The sequence below is a fragment of the Microbacterium sp. VKM Ac-2923 genome (assembly GCF_022815605.1).
Taxonomy (GTDB): Bacteria; Actinomycetota; Actinomycetes; order Actinomycetales; family Microbacteriaceae; genus Microbacterium.
The window spans coordinates 81,102-101,120 of sequence record NZ_JALGRP010000010.1; the positions used below are offsets into that span (position 1 = coordinate 81,102).

The following is a 20,019-nucleotide window of genomic DNA, read 5'->3' on the forward strand; positions in this document are numbered from 1 at the left end:
ACTACCGCCCCCTCCGCTGCAATGTGCGCGAGGGCCTGAGCCCGTAGGGTCTCCGGAGGTCCTCGCCGTCACCGGCACGCGTGACCGGGCGGCCTGCCTATAGTCGAAGGGTGCTGTCCGCTCTTCGTTCGCGCGTGCGCGCCGCGCGCGACCTGCCGTTCCTCAGGCCCCTCGTCGCTCGAGCCGACCGCGTCTGGTGGGCCCGCGTGATCCAGCGGGCGGGCATCGTCGACCTGAATTACGTGCGCGCTCAGGTGGGCCGCCCGCTGAGCGAGGCTGCGGCTGTCCGCCTCTACGTCTCCGGCGGATACCGACGCGGTCTGCGCCTGTCGCCCCTCTTCGTCGACACCGCGGTGGGCGATCATCTCCCCGAGGCCTGGCGGGTTCCCGCGCTCTATGCCTTTTTGGTCGCCGATCCGCGGGGGTTGCAGGTGAGTCCCCTGTGGGACGCCGTGGCGTACGGCGCGGCACACCCCGACGCGTGGGATGCCCCTGGTGGACCCCTCGGCCACGCATGGCGGCGCCGCGAAACACACTCCCTTCCCCTCGGACCGGGAGCCACGCCTTCCGACACACCGTGGCCGGTGCTGTCGCGGGTCATCGTCGGAGCGACCGAGCTCGCCCGTCGAGGCGGGGAAGTGGCTGCGACTCGTGGGGCGACGCCGCTCGCGTACGAGATGATCGTCGCACTCGGACCGGAGGAGTGGGACTTCGACGAGTCCCTCGCGGAAGCCGTCTCCTTCGCCGCCACGCCCCACCAGGGCGCCGCCATCGCGGTGATGGACGACCGGGCCGAGGATTGGATGTTGGCGTCATTGCTGGCTGCGGGCTCCCCTCGCGTGCGCATCAGTCGGCGTCGTCACGACGACGCCAGCCAGGCCTTGGACGAACTCGTCCGCTCCTCCCTGGCGGACATCGTCGTCGTCCGCGGACCGAACGAGACGCTCACCGCTCGGGATGCCGAGCGTCTCGCTGCCCTGGTGCGGGCGTCGCCAGCCCAGACGCACATCGGCCCGGTGTGGCGGGACGGAGACGGCACTCTCGCCGCGGTCGGCTCGACCGGCGAGGGTCGTTTTCTCGCCGGTCACCCGGTCGAGGATCTCGCGCCCTTCGGCGATGCCCTGACTCTCGAGGTGCCGGCCCTCGCCGGCTCGACGTTCGCAACCCGCCGATCGGACATCGACGCGCTGCTGCGGGGAGCCGATCCCGCCTCCGCATTGACGGGCACCGCCGTCGTCGCACTCGGCGTCGAGTCTCGAACGCGCTCGGCGGCTGGTCCGCCGTCTCCCGCCCCCCTCGAAGGCAACGCCGACGAACTGGTTCGGCGCGCGGGATGGGAGCGGGTCTCGCAGGGGCCGCAGCCTCGCATCCGTAGACCGGCGCGATCATCTACCCTCGCCGACGGCACGACGGTTCCGGTGCTGCGGTGGGCACTACGCACCGCAGCACCGGTGGGCCCCCGCGCCGAGGGGTGGGGCGACACCCATTTCGCTCGCGCTCTTGCGGCTGCACTCCGCCGGCTCGGCCAGGAGGTCGTGATCGACTCATACGCGGCACGGAACCGCGCGACACGTCATCTCGACGACGTGACCGTGGCCCTCCGCGGACCGGAGCCTCTCGAAGCCTCCCCATACGGCGTCTCGCTTCTGTGGATCATCAGCCATCCCGACCAGATCACTGCCACCGATACGCGGGGCTTCGACCGGGTTTTCGCCGCGTCTGCTCCCTGGGCACGGGCTACCGGCAACGAGCTCGGTGTGCGAATCGACCCTCTCCTCCAGTGCACGGATGCGACTCGGTTCCGTCCCGCTGGTCGCGACCGGGGCCGCGACATCCTTTTCGTCGGCACGGCGCGGGGGATCCTCCGTCCCTCTGTAGTCGAGCCCATCCGCGCGGGTATTCCGGTCGACGTGATAGGACCGGACTGGCGCGGCTGGATCCCGGCGTCTCGCATCCGCGCGACGGGGATTGCCAATGACGAGCTTCCGGCGCTGTACGAGGCTGCGGGAGTGGTGCTGAATGACCACTGGCCCGCAATGCAGGAACGCGGCTTCATCGGCAACCGCCTGTTCGATGTGGTGGCGGCCGGCGGTCGCGCGATCAGCGACCACGTCGAGGGGATCGACGGCCTCTTCGGCGGAGCCGTGCGCACGTGGGACACGGTTTCCGAGCTCATCGGCATGCTGTCCGGCGAGCTGGACGACGCATTCCCCTCCACGGGAGACCTGGATGCCATCTCGGCGCACATCCGCGCCGAGCATTCCTTCGATGCTCGCGCCCGCACCCTCCTCGACGCCGCTCTGAGGGCTCGTCGGACGCGCCGCGGGACGTCTCATGCGACACGATGAGGCTGGCAGAATAGAATCCATGCCCTCGGAGACCCCCTCATCGCGCGGCGGTGTCTTCTCCGGTATCTGGTCGTCGAGCCTCGTCCGATACCTCGTCATGGGCGGACTGTCGTTCGCCTTCGACTTCGGACTCCTCTTCGTGCTGTACGACGTTGCAGGCGTACCGCTCGCTATCGCGACACCGACGGCTTTCCTGGCGAGCTTCGTCGTGACGTACACGCTGCAGCGGCTGTTCGCTTTCCGCGCGAGCGACGCCGTCGCTCCGAGCGTTGTCCGCTACGCCCTGCTCGTCCTCCTCAACACCGCGCTCACCACGGGGATCGTCGCCCTCGCCGACTCGGTGGGGTGGTCTTGGGCGGTGGGCAAAGTCGTCGCGGTCGCGGTGACGACCGTGGGCAACTACTTCGCATATCGCTATTGGGTGTTCGCCCGTCCGAAAGGTTCTCCGACGCATGTATAAAGGCGCCATCGTCGCCGCGGTCGTTCCCGCGTACAAAGAAGAGAAAATGATCGCCCGCGTCATCGAGACCATGCCGGCGTTCGTCGATCATATTGTGATCGTGGATGACTGCAGCCCCGACGACACCAGTGGTGCCGTGACTCGCGCAGACGACGGCCGAGTCACGCTCATTCGTCACGAGGTGAATCAGGGCGTCGGGGGTGCCATCATCACCGGTCATCGCACCGCGCTCGAGCTGGGCAGCGACGTCAACGTCATCATGGCCGGAGACGCTCAGATGGACCCGGAGTATCTTCCCGCCCTCCTCGACAGAGTCGTCGAGGATGGGTACGGCTTCGCCAAGGCCAATCGCTTCTATTCCCCCGAGTCGTTCACGGGAATGCCGGGCTACCGCGTGTTCGGCAATATCGCCCTGTCTTTCATCACGAAGCTTTCGTCGGGGTACTGGAATCTGTTCGACCCGCAGAACGGCTACACAGCCATCCGATCCGACGCGTTGCGCCGAGTGCCCCTTGATCGGGTAGCCAAGCGGTACAGCTTCGAGAACGACCTGCTCATCCACCTCAACATCCTTCAGGTGTCCGCCGTCGACGTGCCCATCCCGGCGGTGTACGGCGACGAGGTCTCCAGCATCCGGCTCGGCAAGGTGATCCCCGAGCTCCTCCACCGTCTGACGGTCGGCTTCTGGCACCGCATCTGGTACCGCTACGTATTGTGGTCGTTCTCGCCCATCGCCCTGTTGTTGTTCCTCGGGCTGCTCTTCCTCGGTTTCGGACTGGTCGTCACGATTTGGCTGTTCTTCCAGATCCTCGGATCCGCCATCGCGACGGCGGCGACGGTGATGTTGGCGGCACTTCCACTCATGTTGGGGACGCAACTGCTCATCAGCGCTTTGCAACTCGATATCCAGGCGACGCCTTCCACGCCGGAGCATGCGCCCTTCATCGCACGCTGACGATCAGACAAACGAAAAGGCCTCCGGGACGCGTGTGCGCCCCGGAGGCCTTTCGTTGGATAAGGTCAGCCGGCGAATGCCGTCTCCGTCGTACGTACGAGGCGCCCCTCATCGTGGGCGGACTGCAGCGAAGCTTCGACGACACGCAGCACGTGGACGGCCTCCCGCATCGTCGAAAGCGTCGTCGTCGCACCGTTCACGGCATCACGGAACGCCTCCAACTCCGCCCGCAACGGCTCGCGCTTGGGAAAAGCGAACCGCGTGACGTCGCCCTCGGAGACTCCACGGAAGGTGGAAACCGACTCCCACTCCAGCGCCGCGGTGCCATTTCGGTGCAGAGTGAGGTCCGCCGTCGCGGTGTCGGCGATGAAAGTACCCCGCTCACCCGTGACGACGGTGACGCGCTCCTTCATCGGACTCAGCCAGTTGATGAGGTGGTTGACCACAGCACCGTCGGTCAGGCGACCGGAGATCGCAATCATGTCTTCGAACGAGCGGCCGCTCTGAAAAGCCGTCTGCGCCGACACCGCGGCATACCGCGACTGTGCCACCCATGCGGTGAGGTCGATGTCGTGGGTGGCGAGATCCTTGGCCACGCCGACGTCACCGATACGCGCCGGGAACGTGCTCTGGCGGCGGGTGGCGATCTGATACACGTCACCAATCTCGCCCTCGGCAAGTCGAGCGCGCAGCTGCTGGAGAGCGGGGTTGAAGCGTTCGACGTGACCGACCGCACCAACGAGTCCGCGGGATTCGAAGAGATCGGCGAGCGCCTGTCCCTCCTCGGAACTGTCGGCGATGGGCTTCTCGACGAGCACGTTCACGTCCGCTTCGGCGAGCGCTCCGGCCGCCGCGGCGTGGAAACGCGTCGGGACGGCAACCACCGCGATGTCGAGGCCGGCGGCTGCGAGCGCATCGACATCGGGCAGCACCGTGAGACCGCCCGCAACACCGTGCGGGTCGCCTGCCGGGTCTGCCACGGCGACCAGCTCGACGCCGTCGATCTCGCGCAGCAGACGGGCGTGGTGACGCCCCATCATCCCCAGTCCGAGCAGACCGGCGCGCAACACGGCGGTCATGCGCCCGCTCCCGTCACGGCCGTCACGGCTTCGACGATGCGTTCCAGATCATCGTCGCTCAGCGACGGGTGCACGGGGAGCGAGACGACTTCGCTCGCCGCGCGCTCGGTCTGGGGCAAGTCGAGTCCGGGCGCGTAGCCCGCGAGCGACGGCAATCGGTGATTCGGGATCGGGTAGTACACGCCGCTCCCCACCTGATGCTCCTCGCGCAGGGCCCTCACGAATCCGTCGCGACCTTCCGGGACACGGACGGTGTACTGGTGGTAGACGTGGTGAGCGCCGTCTGCCACGACTGGCGTGATCACTCCCGATAGGTGGGCGTCGAGAAAAGCCGCGTTGTCGCGGCGCTTCTGGGTCCACGCATCGACCTTCGTCAGCTGAACGCGTCCGATGGCTGCGTGTAGATCCGTCATCCGTGCGTTGAAGCCCACGATCTCGTTCTCGTACTGCCGCTCCATGCCCTGATTGCGCAGGAGCCGCAGCATGCGCGCGATCTCGGGGTTGCCCGCAGTCACCATGCCGCCCTCCCCGCTGGTCATGTTCTTCGTCGGGTACAGCGAGAACATGGTGAAGGATCCAAAGGAGCCGACCGGTCGTCCCTGCAATTTCGCTCCGTGCGCCTGTGCCGCGTCCTCGAACAACATGAGGCCGTGCCGCTCGGCGAGAGCACCCAACCTCACCATGTCGGCCGGGTGCCCATACAGGTGAACGGGCATGATCGCGCGCGTCCGCGGGGTGATTGCCGCCTCGACGCTCGCGACGTCGAGGGTGAAGCTGACAGGGTCGATGTCGGCGAACACCGGGGTCGCCCCCGTGAGTGCGACGGAGTTGCCGGTGGCGGCGAACGTGAACGATGGCACGATGACCTCGTCGCCCGGACCGACGCCGCACGCCAGCAACCCCAGGTGAAGTCCCGATGTGCCCGAGTTCACGGCGACGGTCTCGCGCCCACCGACGAAGTGGGCGGCGAACTCGCGTTCGAAAGCCGCCACCTCCGGGCCCTGGGCGATCATGCCGCTTCGCAGCACGCGGTCGACGGCGGCACGCTCGTCGTCGCCGATGAGGGGCTTAGCCGCGGGAATGAGATCAGGCACGGGTTTCCTCCTTGAGTGCGCCGTCAGACTCGATGAATCGGGCGCCGGTGCGCGGACACACCCACGATTCACCCTTTTTCTCGAGCGGAAGGCCCGCGGGCCCGACCCACCCGATGCGTCGTGCCGGCACTCCGGCGACGAGCGCAAAGTCGGGAACGTCTTTGGTGACGACGGCGCCCGCGGCAACGGTCGCCCAACGGCCGACCACCACGGGCGCGACACAGGTCGCTCGAGCCCCGATGGACGCCCCCTCCCGCACAGTCACCCCCACCGGGGTCCAGTCCGAGGCTGATTTCGGGCTACCGTCCGGGTTGACTGCACGCGGGTAGGTGTCATTGGTGAACACGACGGCGGGGCCGACGAAGACTCCGCTCTCCAGACGAGCGGGCTCGTAGACCAAGGCATAGTTCTGAATCTTGCAGCCGTCGCCCACGACAACGCCCGAGCCGATGTAAGCACCACGGCCGATGACGCAGTTCTCACCGATGACCGCGCCCTCACGAACTTGCGCGAGATGCCAGACGGAGGAGCCCGCACCGATTGTCGAGCCCGAGACGTCGGCTGACGGATCGATGCGTGCGGAAGCCGCCGAGGCGGGCTCAGAAATCGCAGACATAGGTATTGAGTCTACCGGGCAGGTCTGTGCGACCCCCGTAGGATCGACGCGTGCTCCGCCGTTCTTCGACCGTCTTTCGCGCGGTTTCACCTTGGCTCATCCCGTTGTTGATGCTGGTGGCGCTGTGGTCATGGTCTCTCGCCTCACCCGTCGGATCGAGTCCCGACGACGATTTCCATCTCCCCTCGATCTGGTGCGGACTCGGCGATCGAGCGGACCTCTGCGAGGACTCCGGCAATCCGTCGACGAAGCTGGTCCCGACTCCTCTCGCGACGACGAATTGCTACGCCTTTCTGGCGAACGACAGTGGCGAGTGCTGGAATCCTGACACCCCGGGCCTGTTCGAGGCCGACCGCGTCAACACGGGCCCTTTGTATCCGCCCGTCTTCTACGGAGCTATGGGCGTCTTCGCCAGTCCCGACGTCGAGGCATCTGTCGTCGCCATGCGGTTTGCGAACTCGCTCATCGCGGTCGGATTGATCACCGTCGCCTTCTGGGCGTTGCCTCGGCGTCTGCGCCCTGCGCTCATCCTCTCGGTCATCGCCTCAGCCATTCCCCTGGGGATATTCGTGTACGCGTCGACGAATCCGTCGTCGTGGGCTCTCCTGGCCGCAGCCACGGTGTGGATCGGCGTATTCGGAGCGACGCAGACAACGGGTCGCAGGCGCCTGCTGCTGGCCTTGCTCGCCGTGATCGGAACGGTCATGGGTGCAGGCGCGCGCGCCGACGCGGGGGCGTTCGCCATCTTCGGCGCGGGTGTCGGTCTTCTCCTCGGCGTCCGCAGCCTCAAGCGGTCGCTGGTGCCGCTCCTCACGTTCCTCGTCGTCGGCGCCATCGGTGTCGGTTTCTACCTGAGCGCCGGCCAGAGCGGTTCGCTCGTATCGGGCCTCCCGAGCGACAACCCTCCGCTCACGAGGTCTCAGCTCATCGACAACGCGATGAACGTCCCGAACCTGTGGACGGGCGCGCTGGGTGGGTGGGGACTGGGATGGCTGGACACTCCCATGCCTTCGGTGGTCTCGGTCTGCGCGACGGTCGTCGCGAGCGCTGTGCTTTTCATCGGCATCCGACGGCCGAACTGGCGTGAAGCGAGCGCACTGCTGGTGACACTCGCCGCGCTCTGGGCGGTGCCGTTCATTCTTCTCGCGCAATCGCGTGCCGTCGTCGGCACGCAGGTGCAGCCGCGGTACATTCTGCCGCTGATCGTGATCCTCCTCGGTGTGGCGTCCGTCGGCGCCGCGACCGAGCGCCAGTGGACACGATTCCGCCGGCTGTCCGCCGCGGTCGCTCTCGCCGTCGCCTTCGCCTTCGCGATCTACACGAACGTACGGCGATACACAACTGGTCTGGACGGCACAGCTCTGGATCCTGGCACTTTCGCGGAGTGGTGGTGGCCCGTGGGGCCGACCCCCATGGTCGTCATCACGATCGGCACCGTGGCTTTTTCGCTTGCGCTAGCCGCTCTCGCCCTGCTGCCTCTCGCCCACGCCTCCGACGCCGCGGCCTCGCGGACCGAGTGGTCGGACCCAACCGGGCTCGAACGCCACGACCACGAACCCACCGCGGCGGTGGGCAGCCGACGACGTCGGAGCGACGGCCCGCCGGCCGAGAGCTGATGCACGGGCGCGCTCCGCGGCTACGTCCCTCGAGCGAATCGCCTCAGGCCACTCGGTCGCTGTCAACGGACACCGCGGCCGCGACCGTACCTACTGAGACATCCTGACGAGTTCGCACGGTGAACAAAGCCGCTTGCGCGAGACCATGACTGCTGGGCTCGCTGACGCCCGCAGCATTGGCATTGACGTAGTACTGACCCGCGCCGAGGTGCATTGCATCGATGCGGAGGTCGACGGTGACTGGTCCACCGATCGGGTCGAGACGGTGTCCGATCATTTCCGTGTTCGATGCCAGCACCATGTGCCCCAGCGGGGTGTCGATGCTGAATCCGAGTTCCCACCGCTCGATCGGCTTCATCGAGTCCACATGCACACGAATGGTGAGCGCATCCCCCTCGTCGACCGATTTGGTGGGGGTGCCGTCTGCATGAAGCAGCTCCACCCCTTTCACCTGGATCGGATGAATCGTCTGCTCCGGCGGAGCCTCGCCGACGCGTCGGCCTTCGAGCACGTCGCGAAGTGCGCCGATGGCGGCACGCGTCTCGCCGTCGAAGACCACCGCGCCGTCCTTCAGAACGATTCCGCGATCGCAAAGTTCGGCGACCTGCTGAGCCGAGTGCGTGACCAGGATGATGGTCCGACCCTGCGCCCGGAACTCGGCGATACGGTCCATGCACTTCCGCTGGAACGTCTCGTCTCCCACGGCGAGCACCTCGTCGACCAACAGCACATCGGGATCGGTGTGAATGGCAACCGAAAAGGCGAGGCGCACGTACATGCCCGATGAGTAGAACTTCACAGCGGTGTCGATGAAGTCACCAATGCCGCTGAACTCGACGATGTTGTCGAACTCACGATCAATCTCTTCGCGCGTCATTCCGAGGATGGAAGCGTTCAGATACACATTCTCACGACCACTGAGGTCGGGGTGGAAGCCGGCACCCAGCTCGAGGAGCGCGGCCATTCGTCCCCGCGTCTCCACCAAGCCGGTCGACGGCGAGAGGATGCCACCGATCAGTTTCAGCAGCGTGCTCTTTCCGGAGCCGTTCGCGCCGAGCAGGCCCACCGTGGTGCCTGCCTGGATGGCGAGCGACACGTCGTCGACGGCGACGAAATCGCGACGGAACGACTTGCCGAGACGACCGAGGTGAACCACCCGGTCCTTGAGACTGTTGTCTTTTCGCACGCGGAAGTGCTTTGAGACGGAGGTCAGGCGCACGATGTCCGGCGCGGAAATGGCGATATCAGACATCACAGCTCCTGAGCGAAGTTGCCCTGCATCCGGGTAAAGACGCGGTGGGAGATGACCAGCAGGATGAGTCCGACAACGCCCGCGATGAGCATGCGCAACCCCAGCTGCGCGGGGTAATCGTCAACGGTACCGGCACCCCAGAAGGCGCGATGGAAACCGAGGACAGCGATGGTCAGAGGATTCGCCGCGTAAACATCCAGAACCCACTCCGGCAGCTCGAAACGGATGATGACGTCCTGCACCATGCGCCAGGAGTAGACGATGGGCGCGCCCCACATCGCGAGCATCAACACGACCTCCGTCAGGTACTGGATGTCGCGTAGATAGACGTTGAGTGCGGAGAGGAGCAGACCGATGGCAAGACCGTAGATCGTGATGAGAATGACCGACGGGAAGAACCACAGCATCTCAACCGGTTCGGGCAGAGCGCGGAACAGCATCGCAGCGACCACGAGGACCGCGAGCTGGACGAGGAACATGAACCCCGCTCCGCCGATGCTCGCCAGGGGGAAGATCTCGCGCGGGAGGTAGATCTTCTTCACCAGCCCGCCGTTTTGCAGAATGGAGCCGGTGGCGCCGAAGACCATGTCGTTGAAGAAGACGTAGAGCGTGAGGCCGGAGAACAGATAGACAGCGAAATTGTCGATGCCCTCGGCAGCCCGCAGGAACTGTCCCAGCACGATGAAGTACATGAGGAACTGGATGAGTGGACGGATCACTGTCCACAGGAATCCGAGGAAGCTGTCCCTGTAGCGCGCCTGCAGGTCGCGCCGCACGAGCAGGTTCAACAGGTCTCGGCGACCGAGGATCTCGCCGATCTTGCCGAGCCGACCGCTGGTGCGGCGGCCGGTCACATCGACGACCGCGTAGGGAGCTGCGGAGATGCGGGCGAATCGCGCCACGCTCTCCTCGCTCATCGCTGCCATTCTCGGTTTCTCGTCATGATTTCTTTCGTCGTTCTGTCAGCCCGCGCACGACCCGGTCGATCAACTGACCGGGGCGTTTGGTCGGGTCCATCAACCGCCTCAACCGATGCACGGCGCCCATGTGGTTGAGACGCATGTACATCCGGAGGAAATCTTTGCCGGATCCGGTGCCCACGAATCCGAGCGCCCGCAACCGGTCGATCTTCTCGAAGGCGTATCCCGGCGTCGTGCCAGCCATTTCATCGAGCTTGTAGTCGAGCGCCGTATGACTGACCGCGGCATAGACGGGGGTGACGATCGTCCGGCTGTGGAAACCCAATTCGCCGGCCACGTAAGACGGCATACGTTCAAGGATATGCGCCAGCCCGCCGTCGTGGTACGCCTCCGCGCCGCCGAAATCGGAGTATCTCCAGGGGTGCTCGACCAGCAACCGCAGCGCTTGCGGACGTGCGAAGAACATCGACCCGTATGGCGCGAGCGGCGACACGTCGTCGAGCGGAACCCGGACACCGAGTTCGTTGGCAAGCCGCTCGAACCCGGGCTTGTTCGACCACCATGCCCGCCCCAGGGTGGGATAGCCGATGTGGATCATCGGTGGGAAGGCGAGTCCGAGTCCCGGCTCGCGCTGAAACAGCCCCAGCACACGGGAGGAGTGCTCCTCGTCGTTCAGCAAGTTGAGGAACTGCTGCTCGCGGAAGTGCGTGCCGACGTTGTACCCATCCTGGGGAGTCTTCTTGCTGTGCAGCTTGACGACGAGGTCGTAGGCGTCGGAAAGGAGCACGTCCCGGCATCCGATGAGGAATGCGCTCTGATCGCGGCCGTCGTTGGAATCGACCACGCGCACCGACACCTCGCCTCGATCTCCCGGGAGGGTCGCGATCCGTGTCTCGATGCGGCGCGCTCGATCGGCGTCGGGGGTCGTCACGATGAGGTCGTACGTACCAGGGAGGGTATTCGCCCGCTCGATCATCTCGTCGGTCATCTCGTCGTAGAAGATGTGAGCGATGACCACGACGCGCAGTGCCAGGGCCGGATCGTAGGGCGGGTGGTCGGGTCCGATGACGTCCATGAGCCCGGCGTCGGCGTTCAAGACCTTCGGCGCGACGTTGCGGGCGAGGTTCGACAGCGCGATCTCGACCGGGTAGCCGCCGTCTGCCGCCGCCTTCAGCGCCCATCGACCGATCACCGCGTGACGATCCATGAACGGCGGCCAGTGAAAGAAGGGGCGCCGTTTCAGCAGCGGGCAGCCGTCCTCGATGAGGGCGCGTGGGGCGAACAACGAGGCGTTCACAACGTCGTAGTCGTCGGACGAGAACGCCACCTCCCCCGTGAACCCGCTCCCCGTGAACGTGTTGTGGAAGACGAGTTCGTGCCGCACCACCGCATCGGTGTAGGTGGAGATCTCAGACAACTCGCGCCAGTAGCGCCGCCACCGCTCAGTCTGGAACATCCCCCGCCGAACGGCGATCCAGAACGACTGGAAGTGATAGGGCAGCGTGCCATTGCCCGTGATCGGGTTGTGGTCCTCGGCGGTGTGATCGGTCATCGCCCAAAAGTGCACGGGACGGGCGTTCATACGATCGAAGAGCGCGGCGAAAGGACGCACCGGGCCGAACCAGGTGTCGTTGGTCAAGACGATCTCGTCGAACTGCGCGATGCGGTCACCGAGGTGTGTCAGCGCGGCCCGCTGAGCGCCGATGTCGAACCCGGCGTTCTCGCGTTCGATGATCTCGTCGGCGGCGCGCGCCAGTCGTTCGCGGGCCGCGTCGGTGAGCACACCGTTGACCACGGCGATGATGTGATCTGCATGCTGGCGGAGGGCGTCCAGAGCGTACAAGACGTAATCCTCGACCTCACCGCGGCGATCGAAGATCGTGTAAACGATCAGTCGGCGGCCGTCTGCGGGAAAGGGGACCGCCGGCGCGACCTCGGTTTCGCTCACGAGCGGACTCCCTTCACCAGAGTGCGTCCCGCGGCCGCGGCGGCGCGCACGCGGCGCAGTACAGCGCGGGCCCCCTGACCGAACGGGTGCATGATCGGATCGAGACGTTGAACGACCTTGTTGTGATTGGTCTTCATGTACATGCGGAAGAACGCCACGGCTCCTGCCGTCCCCATCCAGCCGGCGCGATGGAGGAACTGGATCTGTTCGATGGGGTACCCGGGCAGATTGACCGCGAGCTGGTCGATCTTGTACTCCGTCGACAGGTGCGTGAGGCTCGCGTGCTCGGCGTCCAGCACCATCCGCGCGTGTAAGCCCTGCTCCCCCGCCGCGACCGATACGAGACGCTCGAGCAGCCGCTGCATGTCCGGAACGAGCTCGCGAGACCGATCACGGAAGTCGTCGTACGTCCACTTCGCCGAGAGGTACGGACGAAGACCTTCGGGGCGCCCGACCCACATGCCACCGAAGGGCGCCAGCGGGGTGATCCCGTCCAGCGGAACACGGATACCGAGATCGTCTGCCAGGTCTTGACCCATGCCGCGATACCAGGACCAACCTTCGCCTGTCGTTGCGTAGCCGGTCTGAATGACGGGGGGGAGGACGACCCCCAACCCCGGCTCACGCACGAACAGCGCGAGAAGGTTCGCGATGTACGCCGGGCTTCCGACGAGGTTGTCGCGTGTGTACCGGCGGAAGTACTCCGACACGGTCCTCCCGCGGCGGGTGGGCAGACGGTCGTGAAGTTTGACGAAGACGTCGTAGCGGTCGCTCAGCAATTCATCCCGGCAGCCGATCAGGAAGGCGCTCATGTCACGGCCGTTCGCCGACGGCACGACCCGCACCTCACCGGCGGAGATGTTCTGTCCGTGCCTGACGAGCAGTTCCTCGATGGCCGGGGCCAGCGCAGGGTCGGAGGTGGTGACGATGACTTCGACCGGCGCCGGGAACCACGACAGCCGCTCCACAAGCGGACTCACCGAGGCCACCCCGGTCGCGTGGATCACAACGAGCACGCGCAGGGATGCCGGGTCTTCGGATGCCGTCACCACGGTGCGCGGGAGGATGTCGAGCAACGCGAGGTTGGTGGTCACGACCTTCGGCGGGACTGTCCGCGCGAGGTTCTCGAAGATCAACGACGTCGGATAGCCGCTCGCTTGCACCTTCTCGAGCACCGCGCGCCCGATCACCGCATGCCGATCGAGGAACGGCGGCCAATGAAAGAACGGGCGACGCTTCACCAACGGGCAGCCGTCGTCTATGAGCAACGTGGGGTTGAAGAGCGCCGGGTGGTCGGTCGGGTAATCGTCGGACGCGAAAGCGACAGCCGACGCGAACCCGGCCTCCACGAACGTCTCGGTGAAGATGGTCTCGTGCTTGAGCACGGCGTCGAAGTACGACGGCATCTCGGGCAGCTCGCGCCAGTAGCGCTCCCAACGCGGCGAGATGAACATGTCCCGGCGCACCGCGATCCAGAATGACTGCAGGTGATACGGCAGCACACCCTCGCCCGTGAAGGGGTTGGGCTCCTCCCGGGCGTGGTCGGTCATCCCCCAGAAGTCGGTGTCGAGGGCGTCCATGCGGTCGAAGACCGGTCCGTACGGGCGGACGGGGCCGAACCAGGTGTCGTTCGTGAGCACGATCTCGTCGAACTCGACGAGTCGCGGGCCCAGGTGGTCGAGGGCGTCCTTATGCGCCCAGATGTCGAAACCCGTGTTCTCACGCAGCAGGATTTCGTCGACCGCGGGCTCCAGACGCCGCCGGGCGTCATCGGAGAGTTTCCCGTTGATGACGACCAGAATGTGGGTCGCATGGTCGCGCATCCCCTGAAGGGCATGGACCACGTAGTCGTCGACACCGCCGCGCCGGTCGTACACGACGTAGACGACGAGCCGTCGCCCATCGGGGGGGAAAACCAACGCTTGCTCCAGTTCAGCCCCTCGGAACATCCCGTGATTCTCTCGGGTGCGGCAGGGGCCTCAACCGCACGCAGACCACCGGTGAGCTTAGAGGGGGCCGTCGATGTTTCCCTGTGCAAGGGCCTTGAGCAGGTACTGACCGTAGCCGCTCTTCACCAACGGCTCGGCGCGCTGACGCAATTCATCGTCGCTCAGGAAGCCCATCCGCCACGCGACCTCCTCGGGGCAGCCGATCGACAACCCCTGGCGCTTCTCCACCGTTCGGATGAACTCCGTCGCCTCGCTGAGCGAGTCGAAGGTCCCCGTGTCCAGCCACGCGGTTCCGCGCGGGAGGAGCTCGACACGGAGTCGCCCCTGTTCGAGGTAGGTGCGGTTCACGTCCGTGATCTCGAGCTCGCCACGTGGTGACGGGGTGAGCTCGCGGGCGATCTCGATGACGTCGTTGTCGTAGAAGTAGAGACCGGGGACGGCATAGTCGCTTTTCGGCACGACCGGCTTCTCTTCCAGGGAGACGACGCGCCCGTCAGAGTCGAACTCGACGACGCCGTACGCGGTTGGATCGGCCACGCGATAGCCGAAGACGACACCGCCGTCGAGTTCGGTGTACTGACGCAGTCGCGTACCCATGCCCTGCCCGTAGAAGATGTTGTCGCCGAGCACCAGGGCCACCGACTCCGTCCCGATGTGCTCCTCGCCGAGCAGGAAGGCCTGTGCCAGACCGTCGGGCGAGGGCTGTACGCGGTAGGTCAGAGAGATGCCGAAGCGGGATCCGTCGCCGAGCAGACGCTGGAACTGCTCGGAGTCCTGCGGCGTCGTGATGATGAGGATGTCGCGAATCCCCGCGAGGATGAGCGTCGACAGCGGGTAGTAGATCATCGGCTTGTCGTAGACCGGCACGAGCTGCTTCGAGATACCCAGCGTGATGGGGTGTAACCGCGAGCCTGTGCCGCCCGCCAGAATGATTCCGCGCATGAGGCACAGTCTTCCCTATCGCCCACCGCCAACCAATCCGGCATCGCGGCGGGTGAGTTCGCTCTTCGATAGCCTTAGCCGCATGAGTCGTCTTCTCGTCACCGGTGCCGCCGGTTTCATCGGTTCCAACTTCGTGCACCACGTCATCGCACACACCGACCACACCGTGACCGTGCTGGACAAGCTCACCTACGCCGGCAACGAGGCGTCCCTGGCGGGATTGCCCGCTGAACGGGTTCGACTGGTCGTCGGGGACATCGCCGACGCCTCCGTGGTGGACCCACTCGTCGCTGAAGCGGACGTCGTCGTGCACTACGCCGCGGAGTCGCACAACGACAACTCGCTGCACGACCCTCGCCCGTTCCTGGATACCAACATCATCGGCACCTACACCCTGCTGGAGGCGGCCCGCCAGCACGATGTGCGCTTCCATCACATCTCCACTGACGAGGTCTACGGCGACCTGGAACTCGACGATCCGTCGCGCTTCACCGAGAGCACGCCGTACAACCCCTCGTCGCCCTACTCGTCCACCAAGGCCGGATCCGATCTTCTCGTGCGCGCATGGGTGCGATCGTTCGGGGTGCGGGCGACGATCAGCAATTGCTCGAACAACTACGGCCCCTACCAGCACGTCGAGAAGTTCATTCCCCGCCAGATCACCAACGTCCTGCGTGGAATTCGCCCGAAGCTCTACGGAACGGGCGAGAACGTGCGCGACTGGATCCACGCCGACGACCACTCATCCGCGGTGCTCACCATCCTCGACAAGGGCGAGATCGGCGAGACCTACCTCATCGGCGCTGACGGCGAGAAGGACAACAAGAGCGTCGTCGAACTGATCTTGCAGATCGCGGGGCAGCCTACCGATGCGTACGACCTCGTCACCGACCGCCCGGGTCACGACCTCCGTTACGCCATCGACTCCACGAAGCTGCGGACCGAACTCGGCTGGACACCCACCTACGGCGATTTCGAGTCGGGGCTGGCGGCCACCATGGATTGGTATCGCGACAACGAGGCCTGGTGGGCCCCGTCGAAGGACGGCGTAGAAGAGTTCTACGCGAGCAAGGGGCAGTGACCACGGTGTCCACTGAGTTCGGCAAGCGCCTTTCCGTGCGCGAAACCCCTATCCCGGGACTCATCGTGCTGGACCTCCCCGTCCACGGCGATGCGCGCGGATGGTTCAAAGAGAACTGGCAGCGCGAAAAGATGACCGCCGCAGGTGTCGATCTCCCCGACTTCAACCCCGTGCAGAACAACATCTCCTTCAACGACGCAATCGGGACTACCCGCGGGATCCACGCCGAACCCTGGGACAAGTACGTCTCGGTGGCGACCGGCCGCATCTTCGGTGCATGGGTAGACCTGCGCGAGGGAGACACTTTCGGAGCCGTCTTCACCACAGAGCTCGACCCATCGATGGCGATCTTCGTACCGCGCGGCGTGGGCAACTCGTATCAGACTCTCGCTCCGGACACCGCATACACCTATCTCGTCAACGACCATTGGTCGCCCAAGACGACGTACACGTTCCTGAATCTCGCCGACGAGACGGCCGCGATCGACTGGCCCATTCCGCTCGACGAGGTGGAGATCAGCGAGAAAGACAAGAACCACCCGCGCCTGGGAGACGTCGTCCCCATGCCGCCGCAAAAGATCCTCGTCACGGGAGCCAACGGTCAGCTCGGTCGAGCGGTGCGCGAGGAGTTCGGCGAGCGCCCGTGGATCGAGTACGCGACACGCGCCGAGCTCGACCTGACCTCATCGGATCTGGACACCGCGCGACGGTGGCGCGACTACGGAACGATCATCAACGCCGCGGCGTTCACCAAGGTGGATTTCGCTGAGACCCCGGAGGGGCGGGCGGAGGCGTGGGCCGCGAATGTGACCGCAGTGGCTGCTCTGGCCCGCATCGCGGCTTCGAACGGGATCACCCTTGTGCACGTGTCCAGCGATTACGTTTTCGACGGCTCGAAGATCGGGGCCTACGCGGCCGGAGATCCCCTTTCACCGCTCGGCGTCTACGGTCAGACCAAAGCCGCGAGCGACGCGATCGTGTCCGCCGTGCCACGGCATCACATTCTCCGCACGAGCTGGGTCATCGGGGATGGTGCCAACTTCGTGCAGACTATGGTCTCGCTGGCGGAGCGCGGCATCGATCCTCGTGTCGTCGATGACCAGTTCGGGCGCCTCACCTTCACGCGCGACATCGCGGCGACCGTGCGCGCCGTCACGGAACGGGGCGCACCATACGGCGTCCATAACGTGACCGGGGACGGAGAGCCCTGTTCGTGGTACGACATCGCTCGAGATGTCTTCCAGCTCACGGGGCACGACCCGGATCGCGTCACCGGAGTGAGCACGGAGGCGTACTTCGCCGGCGCCGCAGGCCCGGTCGCTCCGCGTCCCCGCAACAGCGTCCTTGAACTGAGCGACGATGGTTTCGTTGTGACGGGAGATCACCGGCAGCGCCTTCGGGCGTATCTGCAGGTCAGCGGATCTCCCGCATGACGTTCCATCCCGTTCCGACGAGCGTGCCGGTCCCGCGCCATCCCGCGGCGCCATCGCCTCGGTAGAGAACGAGATCGCCACTGGCCGTGCGACCCATGACATCAGGTCCCGCCGAGCCATCGAAGTTCCCCACTCCCCACACGGGTTCGAAAGCATTCCACCCGGTTCCGATCTGTCGGACGTCCCCCCAAGACCCACGGCCGTCTGTTCCGTAGGACCAGAGGGTGCCGTCTGTCCGACGGGCGAGCAGGTCATTCCGCCCGTCGCCGTCGAGGTCGCCCCCGGCAGACAGGGAGGTGACGATCGACCATCCCGTACCGACGCCGCTGCCCGAGCCGGAGAGCCACCCGCCGCTTCCGTCACCGCGATAAAGACGGAGGACGCCGGTGCGATCCCTGCCGACCATGTCGACGCGGCGATCGCCGTCGAAATCGACTCCGCCGGTCACCAACGACAGGTTCTGCCACTCGCTGCCGATCACTGTGGGACCGTTGAACGTTCCGTCCCCCCGCCCTTTCCACAGTTGAAACACGCCATCGTCGCCGATCCTTCCGAGATCGGCGAATCCGTCGCCGGTGAAATCGCCGAGCGGCACAACGCGGGCTGTACCCCATCGCGGCAATGCCGCAACCGGCGCTTTCCATCCGCCGCCCCCGTCACCTGGGTACACACTCAGACCACCTCGCGCCGAAACGGCCACGACGTCCGCTAGACCGTCGCCTGTGAGATCTCCAGAACCGCCGGGAAAAGGCCGAGGCCGCCCAGGGGTGGGCCCTTCGCCTGAGACGACGCTCATGATCGACCATCCCGTGCCCGCAGGTGCCCCGCCGCGGACGAACCGGCCGGAGTTGTCCCCCGCATACGACCACAGGAGACCGTCTTGATCGACCACCAGAATGTCAGCGACTCCGTCGCCGGTGTAGTCCCCCGGCGTGAGAATGTTGCGCATCGCGCCCCACCCGGTCGCTATCTGGGTGCGACCAGCCTGCCAACCGCCCGTACCATCTCCCCGGTACAGCCACACGTCTCCAGCGGCGTCACGAGCCACGATGTCTTGACGACCGTCTCCGGTGATGTCGGCACCGCCGACAAGGGCGGTGAATCCGCTCCACCCGCTTCCCACGACACGCGCGGGCGCGAACGTGCCGAAACCGGTGCCTTCCCACAGCAGAAGAAGACCCGACGCCGTCGTCGTGTAGACATCCGGGACACCGTCGAGGTCAGCATCGCTCGCCGCCGTCACCAATACCGTGGTCGACCAGTCGACGTCGATCCGCCGTGGTGAGAGGTCGCCGGTCCGAGCTTGAAGTGGCCGCAGCCAGACGGCCTTGGCGCTGTCGACGACGACGAGGTCGCGTCGCCCGTCACCGTCGAAGTCCCCGACCGCAATGGGACTTTCGCCGGTTCTGATTCCTGCCGCGGTCTGAACGCGATCACCCCAGGCCCCGTTCTTGAACGGATAGGAGAACACGTTGCCGGAGCTGTCGACCGCGACGACGGAGGGGTCCACGCCATACTGCGGCCGCGGCGGCGTGTACCGCGTCGAACCGAACCAGTCCGTGAACGTGCGCCAGAAGTTGCGATTGCCGTAGGCCGAGCAGCCGTCACCCGTGCCGTAGAGGTTGTTCAGCGCCGCTTGGTTCGGAACGTAGGGGGTGTAGATGTAGAGCCCCGCCGTCGCTTGGTTCTCGATGTATACACGCTGGGTTCCGCAGTTGCCGTTGGGGTTGTAGAGGATGTTGTTGTACCGGCCCGCCTGGTAGCCCCACGAGGTGGGTGAGAGCCGGTAGATCTCGAACTGCCGCGCCGCGTAGTACACCTGGTAGAAGAACCCGGAGGTCGACGGGTCGCACGGGGCGGTGTCGGGGCAGCCCTGTCCGGTGGCGGCCGAGTAGTTCCACGCCGACGGTGACGTGGAGGTGACGAGGCCCTGCTCCTTCTGCAGGAGCACGAGCAGACTCTTCTGACTGATGCCGCAGGAGCGGGCGACGCGGTCGATGATGGTCGACGCGCTCTCGTTCGCGCGCCCGGTGTAGCCGTCGCAGTAGCGGTCGGCGGGCCTGTTGTCGGTGTTCTGGCGATAGTCCTTGATGCAGGTGTAGCCCGACTGACAGGACCGCACCTGCCGCTCCATGAACGTCTGGATCTCGCCCGAGCTCATCGCGTTGCTGTCGTAGAAGACCGCGTCGTCGATGATGTTGCCCGCGTTCCAGTCCGCGGCGTTCGCAGCCGATGCCGGGGATGTCGGCGAAACGGTGGCGGGGAGGGCGACGAGCACCGCGAGGGCGCACGCCCAGATGGCGACGAACGCCGCCACGCGCCGACC

General features: G+C 65.8%; 15 protein-coding genes. 6 read left to right on the forward strand and 9 right to left on the reverse strand.

Annotated features, from left to right (window positions below; all coding sequences use genetic code 11):
* The first annotated feature begins 110 nt into the window (after positions 1–110).
* Genes MT347_RS14990 through MT347_RS15000 form a run of 3 tightly spaced genes read left to right on the forward strand, consistent with a single transcriptional unit; the run spans position 111 to position 3,763 of the window.
* Positions 111–2,348, forward strand: a complete 2,238-nt coding sequence (locus MT347_RS14990; RefSeq protein WP_243502084.1) for a glycosyltransferase — start codon at positions 111–113, stop codon at positions 2,346–2,348.
* Positions 2,349–2,367: 19 nt separating this feature from the next.
* A complete protein-coding gene (locus tag MT347_RS14995) occupies positions 2,368–2,808 on the forward strand; it encodes a GtrA family protein (protein ID WP_055958442.1) in 441 nt (146 codons plus the stop codon).
* Positions 2,801–3,763, forward strand: a complete 963-nt coding sequence (locus tag MT347_RS15000) for a glycosyltransferase family 2 protein (RefSeq protein WP_243502086.1) — start codon at positions 2,801–2,803, stop codon at positions 3,761–3,763. The genes MT347_RS14995 and MT347_RS15000 overlap by 8 nt, the downstream gene beginning before the upstream one ends.
* 65 nt (positions 3,764–3,828) lie before the next feature.
* Here the strand turns inward: MT347_RS15000 and MT347_RS15005 are convergent, their stop codons facing one another.
* From MT347_RS15005 to MT347_RS15015, 3 genes are read right to left on the reverse strand one after another with little or no spacing between them, the layout of a single operon-like run.
* Positions 3,829–4,842 (reverse strand): Gfo/Idh/MocA family protein, encoded by a 1,014-nt coding sequence (locus MT347_RS15005; RefSeq protein WP_243502088.1) that lies wholly within the window; start codon positions 4,840–4,842, stop codon positions 3,829–3,831.
* Positions 4,839–5,936, reverse strand: a complete 1,098-nt coding sequence (locus MT347_RS15010) for a DegT/DnrJ/EryC1/StrS aminotransferase family protein (RefSeq protein ID WP_055958451.1) — start codon at positions 5,934–5,936, stop codon at positions 4,839–4,841. Before MT347_RS15010 ends, MT347_RS15005 begins: the two co-directional genes overlap by 4 nt.
* On the reverse strand, positions 5,929–6,552 hold the full coding sequence (locus MT347_RS15015) for an acyltransferase (RefSeq protein ID WP_055958454.1): 624 nt from the start codon (positions 6,550–6,552) through the stop codon (positions 5,929–5,931). The genes MT347_RS15010 and MT347_RS15015 overlap by 8 nt, the downstream gene beginning before the upstream one ends.
* A 50-nt stretch (positions 6,553–6,602) precedes the next feature.
* On the opposite strand from MT347_RS15015, the gene MT347_RS15020 reads away from it, so the two are divergent.
* Positions 6,603–8,168, forward strand: a complete 1,566-nt coding sequence (locus MT347_RS15020) for a DUF2142 domain-containing protein (protein ID WP_156459253.1) — start codon at positions 6,603–6,605, stop codon at positions 8,166–8,168.
* Between the two features lie 43 nt (positions 8,169–8,211).
* On the opposite strand, the gene MT347_RS15025 is transcribed toward MT347_RS15020, so the two are convergent.
* Genes MT347_RS15025 through rfbA form a run of 5 tightly spaced genes read right to left on the reverse strand, consistent with a single transcriptional unit; the run spans position 8,212 to position 15,179 of the window.
* Positions 8,212–9,420: an ABC transporter ATP-binding protein gene (locus tag MT347_RS15025; protein WP_243502090.1), complete on the reverse strand. Its 1,209-nt coding sequence runs from the start codon at positions 9,418–9,420 to the stop codon at positions 8,212–8,214.
* The gene (locus MT347_RS15030; RefSeq protein WP_055960092.1) at positions 9,420–10,337 is read right to left on the reverse strand and encodes an ABC transporter permease; all 918 of its coding nucleotides are present in this window, start codon (positions 10,335–10,337) and stop codon (positions 9,420–9,422) included. The genes MT347_RS15025 and MT347_RS15030 overlap by 1 nt, the downstream gene beginning before the upstream one ends.
* 22 nt (positions 10,338–10,359) lie before the next feature.
* Positions 10,360–12,288, reverse strand: a complete 1,929-nt coding sequence (locus tag MT347_RS15035) for a rhamnan synthesis F family protein (RefSeq protein ID WP_243502092.1) — start codon at positions 12,286–12,288, stop codon at positions 10,360–10,362.
* Positions 12,285–14,237, reverse strand: a complete 1,953-nt coding sequence (locus MT347_RS15040) for a rhamnan synthesis F family protein (RefSeq protein WP_243502094.1) — start codon at positions 14,235–14,237, stop codon at positions 12,285–12,287. Before MT347_RS15040 ends, MT347_RS15035 begins: the two co-directional genes overlap by 4 nt.
* Positions 14,238–14,294: 57 nt before the next feature.
* Positions 14,295–15,179 (reverse strand): glucose-1-phosphate thymidylyltransferase RfbA, encoded by an 885-nt coding sequence (gene rfbA, locus MT347_RS15045; RefSeq protein WP_243502095.1) that lies wholly within the window; start codon positions 15,177–15,179, stop codon positions 14,295–14,297.
* An 82-nt stretch (positions 15,180–15,261) separates the two neighbouring features.
* Between rfbA and rfbB the strand changes: the two genes are divergently transcribed.
* Together rfbB and MT347_RS15055 are read left to right on the forward strand one after the other, a co-directional pair.
* Positions 15,262–16,260 carry a dTDP-glucose 4,6-dehydratase gene (gene rfbB, locus MT347_RS15050; protein WP_055958472.1) on the forward strand — a complete coding sequence of 333 codons (999 nt, stop codon included), beginning with the start codon at positions 15,262–15,264 and terminating at the stop codon, positions 16,258–16,260.
* Between the two features lie 5 nt (positions 16,261–16,265).
* Positions 16,266–17,693 (forward strand): bifunctional dTDP-4-dehydrorhamnose 3,5-epimerase family protein/NAD(P)-dependent oxidoreductase, encoded by a 1,428-nt coding sequence (locus MT347_RS15055; protein WP_243502147.1) that lies wholly within the window; start codon positions 16,266–16,268, stop codon positions 17,691–17,693.
* Here the strand turns inward: MT347_RS15055 and MT347_RS15060 are convergent.
* Positions 17,674–20,010 (reverse strand): VCBS repeat-containing protein, encoded by a 2,337-nt coding sequence (locus MT347_RS15060; protein ID WP_243502097.1) that lies wholly within the window; start codon positions 20,008–20,010, stop codon positions 17,674–17,676. The two genes, MT347_RS15055 and MT347_RS15060, sit on opposite strands and share 20 nt — an antisense overlap.
* Between the last annotated feature and the right edge of the window lie 9 nt (positions 20,011–20,019).